This window comes from Sphingomonas sp. STIS6.2, assembly GCF_000732685.2.
GTDB lineage: Bacteria > Pseudomonadota > Alphaproteobacteria > Sphingomonadales > Sphingomonadaceae > Sphingomonas > Sphingomonas aerolata.
Genome location: NZ_JPDP02000065.1, coordinates 1 through 10,214, shown reverse-complemented (window position 1 = coordinate 10,214; position 10,214 = coordinate 1). Strand labels below are relative to the sequence as shown.

The following is a 10,214-nucleotide window of genomic DNA, read 5'->3' as shown; positions in this document are numbered from 1 at the left end:
TTGCCCATCGCGCCCACGTCCCAGGGATCGCCCGAAGTCTTTTCCACGTCTTGAAGATGTGCCCGACGATTGCCGGCGCACTGCATGGTCGCGGTCACTGTCCGGGTCGCAAATGCCGTTTGAAGTTCGGCAACCGTGTAGGAGCGCGGGCGGTCGACTAAGCCGTCCAGCGCTATACGATGATCGTCGGCCAGCTCCGGCGTTGGTCCGTGACTGCGGATGTAGAAGTTCGCCTGCGGCGTCAGGAAGGACGTGATCAGTTTATCCGGGGGCGTTTCCGCATTGAGCGGCTCCGGACAGCGGAGGATCAGATTCTGTTCGGCGCGATCGGATGCGGTCATGCAAGCGGCCTACCATGATGAAATCAGTAGCGAAATCGATCGTTTTGCTGGGCGATGTCACCCAGACTCTTTCGATAGCCTATCCCTTTCTAGACGGCGGTGGAGCGATCACCATGCCGTCGCGCGAAAGGCGCCGAGCGCCAGACAGCCTTTCCCGTAGATCGTCGCGATGTGACTGGACTTGCTACGACGGCTTTGTCCCAAAAGTCGTCGCTAGGTACTAGGGATGACGGAAAACCCTGTCGCCATCGCAGATGCGCGACAAACGGGTGATTTGCGCCGCCTGAACCCGGATGAGGGCGCTTAACGTATATCTGGGTCCGTTCTATGTACCGACCCCGAAGAGGGGGCGATCCGAATGATCCGTCCCGAGTGGAACATGCAAGGGCTGGGTGAATGCCCGGCATCTGTAACGGGCACCCCGGAATCCGCCAGCCCACTTGTTGGCATGTGAACATGATAGCACGAGAACACGAGAACACGATGGAACGTGAACACGTGTCTGGCATGTAGAGGTTGGTAGCAAAGCCTATCGGTGAGTTTTGGGGTAGCGGCTCACCTTTGGGCCGACGCGCTGAAATCTACCAGCACGGGCAGTTCGGGAATTCCGCCGCGCAGCTTTGCCCGTCGTACAATGCTGTGCTGGTCGATCAGGTTCTGTGCGTCGCGCTTGCCGCTGGACGTTTTTGGGAACCAGTGGAGTGCCACCCGTTCGACCTTGCGCCCGTTCTTGATCGGCGTGAAATCGACATAGAAGGGGCAAAGCTTGTTAATTTCCTCGACAGCCACCTTCAGACAATATTTGTTCATATCAGCGAAGCGTTCGAGTTTACCTTCAGGCACGTTAAGCAGGCCGCGCAGCTCTTCGATCGTAAACTCCTCTTTCTGTTTGTATTCGAGACCAATGCGCCGCTCGATCATTTCATAGAGACAAAGTGCGTATTTTGACTCGAAGCAATACATTACCTGCGTCTTGAGACGGGCATAAACCTGACTGTTCCGCAGTATCTCGATTAGCTCTTCTGGGATACGATAGTGAAGGAAGCCGTCTTTTTCGAGGCTTTCATCACTTGGGCCGAGCAGCTGGACACGGCGCTTGTAGCTCTTGCCATCCTTGCGGATCGTGACGATCGCGATGGTGCCCATGAGGCGCAGCAGTGAACTCTCTATGCGCTCGTTGCCTTGGTGCGTCCCTTTCAGTCCGGATTTCGCAATGCGATGGATGATCGGCTCGCCAATGCGTTCCCAGGCATTGGCGATCAGCAGGTTGTAGATACGGCGATCCGCGAGGGTGAGGGGGCTTAGCTCTACAATATCGACCAACTCGCCGGGCTTGACGATTTCACCGTAGTTGGCGGGATCAAAAGGATTTCCACGTCCCTTCTGGGCCAGCGTGCGGAATGTCATATCGACCACGGCAGGTTGCGACATAGGCTTGACCAACGGTGAGCTAGAGGAACTTACCAACTCACCCTAATCACGAAAAGTGAGCTAGGCAAATGTTTCAGCTCCCCCGTGGAGCAGAGAGGCGGATACCCCAAAACTCACCGATCCTTTTAACCCAACCATTGGGGTACCCCAACACTCACTGGACCCTGCCCGAACACTCACTTTTACCGACCCCAAAGCTCACCGCATGCTACCCCGAAACTCACGCGAATCGACCCCAACGCTCACTATTGGAGGCATTTTTCGGCAGAAATACGGACCTTTCAGGGCTCTGAATCTTGAATCAGAAGAATTAGAGAATCTGAACGGCGAAAGGTGAGCTTTGGGGTGGCGAGCCTGTGGATAACCACCGTCAGAATAGGCAAATGGAATCGGCCTAATGGCCGATGCACTATTCGTCTGGTGCCAGCTGCGCTGTCACCAGAGCGGCGCAAACGCCGCGTGCTTAGCGGAAAAAGAAGAAAGGCAAGCTGGCGACCAGATACTACGCCAGAGCCGACCAAGAGCGCCATGAGGGCAGGGAAGAGGGCTTTGCCACGATCCGCACCCTTGCAGCACCGAACCTCGCTGTTGGTGCTTAAATCAGCTCCTTCGCGATCGGTTTCGTAGATCGTCAATCCGATCACCAGCTCCGTCACCTTCGGAAGGTGAGGCGCTACCCCAAAACTCACCTTTCGCACATCGTCACGCAGGATCGAACAGGCCAGTGAACTCGCGTTGATCGTAGTAGCGGATTTTCTCGACCGCGAGCGGGTTTTCGCCCTGGCGGAGCAGCAGAAGCTGATCGGGCCGCATTCGCATGATTTCGTCCGGTGTGGCGAGCCGGCGAGCGGAGACGTGCCCGCTGACACTCTCCGAGGGACCAGCGCGGTTTTCGCCCCAGCCGGTGCCGCGCGACGTGCTGACGGTATCATATTCGATCGTGGTGTCGCCGATCGTGCGCGAGAGCATGTCGGCGGTGGCATGATCGTTGACCCCGAACGTCTGGATCACGCCGGCGTTGGACATGAAGGTGCCGGCGCGCTCGCCATAGGTGGCCTTAAGCTGGTGCATGTCCTGGAGGATCGGCCAGAGCTGGAGGCCATAGCCCGCCATCAGGCCCATCGCGCGTTCAACCGGTTCGAGACGGCCGAGCGCGGCGAACTCGTCCAGCAGGAACAGCACGGGCCGGGCAGGACGGGCGGTGGACCGCGCCATGTCGGTGACGGCCTGGCTCACCAGCAGCCGCAGCCAGCGCGCATAGGTGTCGAGCCGATCGGGCGGCAGGCACAGGAACACGGTGGCGGTCGTGTCCTTCAGCCCCGCGAAGGTGAAATCCGACGCGGCGGTGCTGGCGACGATGCGAGGGCTGTCGAGAAAGTGGGTATGGCGCTGTGCCGAGGACAGCACGCCAGCGGCTTCGCGATCGGACTTGCCGAGCTGGCGGTTGGCGGCGCGGGCGATCAGGCCACCGGCGCCGGCGCTGTCCTGCATTTTGGCCAGCAAAGCGGCAAAGCCGGCAGGGGCGAGCGTCAGCTTGTCGCGCACCGTCGCCAGCACTCGGGCGTCGGCGGGTTCGTGGACGACGGTATGCAGGATCAGCCCCGCGATCAGCGCCTTGGCTTCCTCGTTCCAATGCGCTTCGCCCGATTGCCCCGGCGCGTCATGCACTAGGGCGTCGGCGAGGGTGTTGGCATCTTCCGCGAGATCGAGGCTGGCGGGATCGAGCCGGTCGAGCGGATTGTAGCGGGCAGGCGGCTGACCCGACACGCCGAACGGATCGAGGCACCAGACCTTGCCCTTGGCGGCACGCGCACGGGCGGTGACGCGGGCATTCTCACCCTTGGGGTCGATGCAGATCACCGAGCGATCGAGCAGCAGCAGGTTGGGAATGATCGTGCCGACGCCCTTGCCCGACCGGGTGGGTGCCATCGTTAGCAGATGCGCCGCGCCGTCGTAATGCAGCAGCTTGCCTGACTTCGCCGAGCGGCCAATCAGGAGATCTCCGTTCGCCTCCAGCTTTCGCACGTCGGTTCGGTCGCCGAAACGAGCGGAGCCGAGCAGATCGCTCCGCTGGTTGGCGGCGCGCCGGTTGAAGCGCCAAGCCAGGAACAGGATCGCGCCGGCCAGCAGGAACGGAATGTCGGTCGCAATCTCACCATAGCCGAAGATGCCCTTGAGCCAGGCGTTGCTCGCCATCAGCACCACGAAGGCGACGAAGACCGCGAACAGCGGGCTGATCCGTCGCCTCGGCATCAGTGCGCTTCCATCGGCGTGACCGGCAAGGACCGGTCGGAGTCGGGATGATCGAGCAGCCGGAGCAGGATTTGCGATACAAGGGGAGGGGGCACGCCCTCGTCAAGCATCATCGCGAAGAACGCATCGTCGTTGGGCGTCGGGATCATGTCCTCGATGACCAGGTTGGCGCGCGAGTCCGCCATGTCCTCATGCCACATCGCGATTTCCGCCGGCGTGCCGCGCACGAAATTCATCGCGCGGACTTGGGCACGGATCGTCTCGATATCGAAATCGCTCATTGCGCTTCGCTCCCTTCCGCTTCCGCGTCGAACGCCCGCTTGCCGCGCCGCTTCCATAGCGCCAGCACGTCGCCAGCATCGTCGCCGCGACCACGCCCGGCGAGATCGAGCAGCGCGCCGTAGAGCGTGGCGCGATCGTCGTCGGTCAGCTCGACCAGCCCGGCTTTCTGGACCAGCCCGCCCAGTTCAATCAGATGGCGTGTTCGTTCGCGACGTTGCACGACCCAGCCCCTGCTATCCGTTCGCCGTTCCGCCGCTTCCGCCCGCAGCGTCGCCGCCTGGTTCAGTCGCAGTGCCCGATCCGTCGATTGCAGCAGCGCCGCCACCTTTGCGCCCACGTCGTTGAAAGAAGGCCGCGCCCTTCGCGCGCCATGCCTCCTTCGCGCCCGCATCCTTTGATCCGATCGCATCGAGCAGCACCCCGGCGAGGGTTTCCGGATCAAGCGCATCGGCCCCGGTCGCAACGACGAGCTGGCCAAGCTGTTCGACCCGCTTTGCCTTGAGCGCGCGGGCCTTGTCACCCAGTGCCTTCAGCTCGGCATCGTAATCGCGAACCTTCCGCATCGCCTTTACCCTTCCGCGTATCGCTCATCAACATCTTAGCGCGCCGAGCATATGGGTAAAGCCAGAACGAGCAGAACGCAGCACCAAGTCAATCAGGAGGAGCGAAGCGGAGGATGAGTGCGCGCTTATACGTCGTTGCCGACGTGCGCTCAGAAGTGCAATAAGCAGGGCGTCATGGCGATCTACCATTTCTCCGCCAAGGTTGTGAGCCGCGCGAACGGATCGAGCGCCGTCGCGAGCGCCGCCTATCGCTCCGCATCCGAGCTGCACGACGATCGGTTGAACCGGAATCACGACTTCAGCAACAAGGCAGGCGTGATCCACTCCGAAGTGATGTTGCCACAGGGCGCACCGGAGCGTTTAAACGACCGCACGACCTTGTGGAACGAGGTGGAGGCAGGCGAGAAACGCAAGGACGCGCAGCTTGCCCGCGAGGTGGAGTTCTCGATTCCGCGCGAGATGAATGAGAAACAGGGCGTCCAGCTAGCGCGCGATTTCGTGAAGCAGCAGTTTGTCGATCGCGGGATGGTCGCGGATCTGAACGTGCATTGGGACAAGGCGAAGGACGGCACGCCCAAGCCGCACGCGCATGTCATGCTTGCGATGCGCGACGTGGGGCCGGAGGGGTTCGGGAAGAAGAACCGCGACTGGAACTCGACCGAGCTTTTGAAGGACTGGCGCGAGGCGTGGAGCGCCCACGTTAATGAGCGCATGGCCGAGCTTGGGCTTGAGGGTCGCATCGACCACCGCAGTTACGAGGCGCAGGGGATCGGGCTGGAACCGCAGCACAAGATCGGCCCGGCCGCATCGCGTCGTCCGGAGCAGGGGCTTGAGGCGGAGCGGATCGAGGATCACACGCGCATCGCTCGTGAGAACGGCGAGAAGATCATCGCCGATCCCAATGTCGCGCTGGACGCGATCACGCGGCAGCAGGCCACGTTCACCACTCGCGACCTGGCGACGTTCGCCTTCCGGCACAGCGACGGCAAGGAGCAGTTCGACCAGGTGATGGGGGCGGTGCGCGCCAGCCCCGAGCTGGTCGCATTGGGGAAGGACGGGCGCGACCAGGAGCGGTTCACCAGCCGCGACATGATCGCGGTGGAGAACCGGCTTGAGCGCGCGAGCGACGAGCTGGCGGGCCGCGCCGCGCATGGCATCGTCGATCGGCATCGTGACGCCGCGATCGACGCAGCCGAGGGCCGAGGGCTTGTCCTGTCGAGCGAGCAGCGCGACGCCTTCGATCACGTCACCGGCAACAGTGGGCTGGCGTCCGTCGTCGGCTATGCCGGCAGCGGTAAATCGGCGATGCTGGGCGTCGCGCGCGAGGCTTGGGAGGGGCAGGGCTACACGGTGCGCGGCGCGGCGTTGTCAGGCATCGCGGCCGAGAACCTTGAGGGCGGGTCCGGCATCCAGTCCCGCACCATCGCCAGCCTTGAACACGCATGGGGGCGGGGGCGTGAACAGCTAGGCCCAAGGGACGTGTTGGTGGTGGACGAGGCCGGCATGATCGGCTCGCGTCAGATGGAGCGGGTGCTGTCCCAAGCACGCGATGCCGGGGCCAAGGTCGTGATGGTCGGCGACCCCGAGCAGTTGCAGGCGATCGAGGCCGGCGCGGCCTTTCGCAGCGTCACCGAGCGCCACGGCGCGGCCGAGATCACCGAGATACGCCGGCAGCGCGAGGACTGGCAGCGCGACGCCACGCGTGCGCTGGCGACCGGGCGCACCGGCGAGGCGATCCATGCCTATGACAGCAAGGGCATGGTCCACGTCGCCGACAACCGTGACGAGGCGCGGGGCGAGCTGGTGGACGGTTGGGATCGCGCACGCCAGACCGAGCCGGGCAAGACCCGGATCATCCTCACCCACACCAACGCCGAAGTGCAGAGCCTCAATGGCGAGGCGCGCAACCGGTTGCGCGCATCCGGCGACCTTGGCGACGACGTGACGGTGAAGGCCGAGCGCGGTGAGCGGCAGTTCGCGACGGGCGACCGCATCATGTTCCTGCGCAACGAGCGCGGCATGGGGGTGAAGAACGGCACGCTGGCGACGATCGAGCGGGTATCGTCCGAGGGCATGGCGGTGCGCCTCGATGACGGGCGCGGCGTCGCGTTCGACACCAAGGACTATGCCCATGTCGATCATGGCTATGCGGCGACGTTCCATAAATCGCAGGGCGTGACGGTCGATCGCGCGCACGTCCTCGCCACCCCCGGCATGGACCGGCACAGCGCCTATGTCGGCATGTCGCGTCATCGTGACGACGTGCAGCTCCACTATGGCCGCGACGACTTCAGCGACCAGCGCCAGCTCGTCCGCGCGCTCTCGCGTGATCGCGGCAAGGACATGGCGGGCGATTACGCTAAGCCCGAGCAGGATCAGGCGCGGGCGTTCGCCGATCGGCGCGAGATCCGGTTCCCGGAACTCGCACGCCAGATGGTCGAGAAGGTGCGCGACAAGGCCAAGGGCATGTTTGCCGGTTTCCGGCCAAAGCCGGCTGTCGCGAAAGAGGGGGCGATTAACACTGCCCGCGATCACGGCCAGGGGGGTCTGATTAACACCGCCCGTGATCGCAGCCAGGGGGGGCCGATTAACACCACCTTGGACGTCTCTCAGGCCAAGGCGATCGAACGCTATGCACGTGCCGCGGGCGATATCGGCCGGATGCGCAACAAGGGTCTGCCGGTGCTGCCGCATCAGGAGAGCGCTTTGCAGAAGGCTGGCGAGAGGCTGGACGCGACCCGTCCCCATGCCGCGCGCGACCTTGCATCGGCGCTTGCGCGTGATCCGAAGCTTATCGAGCAGGTGTCGGGCGGCAACACAGTTGGCGCGACACGCGCGATGGCCGACGAGAAGCGTGTGCGGCTAGACCCGGACGCGCGTGCCGAGCGGTTCGTGGAAGGCTGGCAGAAAATGCAGCAGGCGCGGGCAGGAATGGAGCGGGCCGGCGACAGTGCCGGTGCCGAGCGGTTGCGTGAGCGGATGGAGAAGGTGGCGGGCGGGCTGCACCGCGACCCGCAGCTCGAATCCGCACTGCGTCGCCATGCACCCGACCTGGCGCTGAAGCAGGAAAGCGAGCGGTCGATCGGCGATGCGCTGTCGTCGTCGCTCGATCGTGGGCGCGACCGGGATCGGGGGATGAGCCGGTGACGGTTCGTGCTTTCGGGTACGATCCGGTTTGTGGTTTCATGCAGTAAAGGGGAAGAAGTGCATGGGTGACGATCACGAACTGGACGCCGCAGCGGAGGCGTTTGAAGGTGTCCGCGGTGAGCTTGCGCTGTTGCGCCGCGCCGTCGAGCGGCTGTCCGCGGAGCGCGCCGAGGTGCCGGAGATACCCGATTACAGCGAGACGCTGGGGAAAATGGCGAAGGCGCTCAACGCGACCATGCAAAATGTCGGCGTGCTGGCGAAAACGGCCGAGGACAATGTCGCGCCGCGCTATGTCGCCGACCGGATCGTCGCGGCTGGCGGCCATGCCCGCGACGAGGATCGGCGCATGATCGCGACCGCCGGTGAGAAGATGGACAAGGCGACGACCGCTTTGCACGGTATCGGCGGTTCGGCCCGCCGTGCGGACGAGCAGCGCCGTACCTTGTGGCAGGTCGGTGCGGGAGCGTGCCTGGGCGGGGCGCTGCTATGGACGATCGTGCCGGGGATCATCGCGCGCGAGCTCCCGGCGAAGTGGCAGGTGCCCGAGTGGATGGCAGCGCGCACGCTCGACCTACCGAAATGGGAAGCAGGGCAGCGCCTCATGCGAGCTGCTGGGCCGGAGGCTTTCGCTAACATCGCGGCAGCCGATCGGATCATCACCGCAAATCGCAAGGCTGTGCAAGCCTGCTACAAGATAGCTGTGAGGACTAAGAAGACGGTGCGCTGTACCATCGAGATCAGTCAGGATGACGGGGCGGCAAGAAGTGCGATCGTCAGCTCCACGGATTGAAGTGCCCAAGCGGTGCAAGCCGATCATTCCACCGGACAGCAGCGATGCGCTATGCGGAAGGGGCAAGTGCTTCGATGATCCGGCAGTCGGCGACGGTGTTGCGGCTACAGGAATCTATCAACGCGTCGAGTTCACCAGCAAGCGCGGTGAGGTCTGCAATTTTGCGTCTGATCGCGTCGCGGTGTTGGTTGGCAACGACATCGACAGCGATGCACGACCGATCGCGGTGATCGGCAAGCCCCATCAACTCGCGTACTTGGTCGATCGAGAAGCCAAGATCGCGCGCACGACGGATGAAGGAAAGGCGGCGTAGATGCGCGCCCTCATAGGTCCGATAGTTTCCCGCCGATCGCTCAGGAGCCGGCAGCAAGCCAATCTGCTCATAGTAGCGGATCGTCTCGACCTTGGTGCCGGTCGCACCGGCCAGTTTTCCGATCGTCAGTTTCTCAGACACAGCGCTTGACCCTCTAGCGACTAGAGGGTGCATATAGGCTGTCAGATCGATTCTATCGAGGTGGCGAACATGGCCTGCACAAGCTGCGCGTCCGACAAGGCGGGTACTCTCAACGACCCCAAGTGGCGCCGAGCGCTATGGATTGCGCTCGCCATCAATGGCGGCATGTTCGTTATCGAAATCATTGCCGGCATCACGGGTGGATCGAAGGCACTCCAAGCCGACGCGCTCGACTTTTTTGGGGATACTGCGAACTACGCAATCAGCCTTGGCGTTGCCGGGATGGCGATGGCCTGGCGTGCACGCGCTGCGATGTTGAAGGGGGCGACGCTTGCTTTGCTAGGCATCTATGTCCTGTTCGCGGCGGGATGGGGGGCGCTCCACGACGCAACGCCCCATGCCGAGATTATGGGCATGGTTGGCATCGCGGCGCTGATCGCGAACCTTGTGGTCGCGGTCATGCTGTACCGCTTCCGAAGTGGTGATGCGAACATGAGATCGGTATGGATTTGCTCGCGCAATGACGCGATCGGCAACATCGCCGTCGTACTGGCCGCAGGCGGAGTGTTCGGCCTAAACAGCGCGTGGCCTGATCTTGCCGTCGCCGCTTTGATGGCTGTGTTGGGAATATCCGGCGGTGTTCAGATCATGCGGCAGGCACGCGCCGAAATGCACGGCGAGCCTTTATCCGCCCCCGCTAGTTACCAGCAGTCGTTACATGGCAGTCGGTAAGCTGCTAAGGCGCGGGCCGATGCACCGCCTTTTCGCCCTGCTCCTCAGTTTCATGCTCGTGCTTATGCTCGGGCTTGGATCAGTCGCGCATGCGACCGAAGGCGTGACGTGCATTGATACCACAGCGGTCAGCTCCCTCGATCATTGCGACGGCGACGCTGACCAAGTGCCGGCAGACGCCGACAAGGCGTATCCTCACCATCATGGCGGTTGCCACGGCC

The 10,214-nt window shown here is 63.1% G+C and carries 10 protein-coding genes and 1 pseudogene; 4 read left to right on the top strand and 7 right to left on the bottom strand.

Going from position 1 to position 10,214, the window contains the following annotated elements:
• The 6 genes from sphst_RS11195 to sphst_RS11170 form a co-directional block, all read right to left on the bottom strand.
• A partial coding sequence (locus sphst_RS11195) for a molybdopterin-dependent oxidoreductase (protein ID WP_234387587.1) occupies window positions 1–341 on the bottom strand: 341 nt, incomplete at its 3' end.
• 555 nt (window positions 342–896) lie between these two features.
• A complete protein-coding gene (locus tag sphst_RS11190) occupies window positions 897–1,772 on the bottom strand; it encodes a replication initiation protein (RefSeq protein ID WP_031392895.1) in 876 nt (291 codons plus the stop codon).
• Window positions 1,773–2,474: 702 nt separating this feature from the next.
• The gene (locus tag sphst_RS11185; RefSeq protein WP_082446614.1) at window positions 2,475–4,025 is read right to left on the bottom strand and encodes a type IV secretory system conjugative DNA transfer family protein; all 1,551 of its coding nucleotides are present in this window, start codon (window positions 4,023–4,025) and stop codon (window positions 2,475–2,477) included.
• Window positions 4,025–4,306: a hypothetical protein gene (locus tag sphst_RS11180; RefSeq protein ID WP_031393027.1), complete on the bottom strand. Its 282-nt coding sequence runs from the start codon at window positions 4,304–4,306 to the stop codon at window positions 4,025–4,027. Before sphst_RS11180 ends, sphst_RS11185 begins: the two co-directional genes overlap by 1 nt.
• Window positions 4,303–4,527, bottom strand: coding sequence for a conjugal transfer protein TraD (locus sphst_RS11175; RefSeq protein ID WP_031393026.1), 225 nt, complete (start codon window positions 4,525–4,527; stop codon window positions 4,303–4,305). Before sphst_RS11175 ends, sphst_RS11180 begins: the two co-directional genes overlap by 4 nt.
• Window positions 4,528–4,540: 13 nt before the next feature.
• Window positions 4,541–4,870, bottom strand: a complete 330-nt coding sequence (locus tag sphst_RS11170) for a conjugal transfer protein TraD (protein WP_031393025.1) — start codon at window positions 4,868–4,870, stop codon at window positions 4,541–4,543.
• Between the two features lie 174 nt (window positions 4,871–5,044).
• On the opposite strand from sphst_RS11170, the gene traA reads away from it, so the two are divergent.
• On the top strand, window positions 5,045–8,017 hold the full coding sequence (traA, locus tag sphst_RS11165; protein ID WP_031393024.1) for a Ti-type conjugative transfer relaxase TraA: 2,973 nt from the start codon (window positions 5,045–5,047) through the stop codon (window positions 8,015–8,017).
• 61 nt (window positions 8,018–8,078) lie between these two features.
• Window positions 8,079–8,807, top strand: a complete 729-nt coding sequence (locus tag sphst_RS11160) for a DUF6118 family protein (protein ID WP_192003774.1) — start codon at window positions 8,079–8,081, stop codon at window positions 8,805–8,807.
• 49 nt (window positions 8,808–8,856) lie between these two features.
• Here the strand turns inward: sphst_RS11160 and sphst_RS11155 are convergent, their stop codons facing one another.
• Window positions 8,857–9,261 (bottom strand): MerR family transcriptional regulator, encoded by a 405-nt coding sequence (locus tag sphst_RS11155; protein ID WP_234387586.1) that lies wholly within the window; start codon window positions 9,259–9,261, stop codon window positions 8,857–8,859.
• A gap of 69 nt (window positions 9,262–9,330) precedes the next feature.
• Here sphst_RS11155 and sphst_RS11150 point away from each other — a divergent pair, with 69 nt between their 5' ends.
• Window positions 9,331–9,993, top strand: coding sequence for a cation transporter (locus tag sphst_RS11150; RefSeq protein ID WP_031393021.1), 663 nt, complete (start codon window positions 9,331–9,333; stop codon window positions 9,991–9,993).
• A 19-nt stretch (window positions 9,994–10,012) separates the two neighbouring features.
• Window positions 10,013–10,214, top strand: a pseudogene (locus sphst_RS21220) (hypothetical protein); the annotation flags it as partial.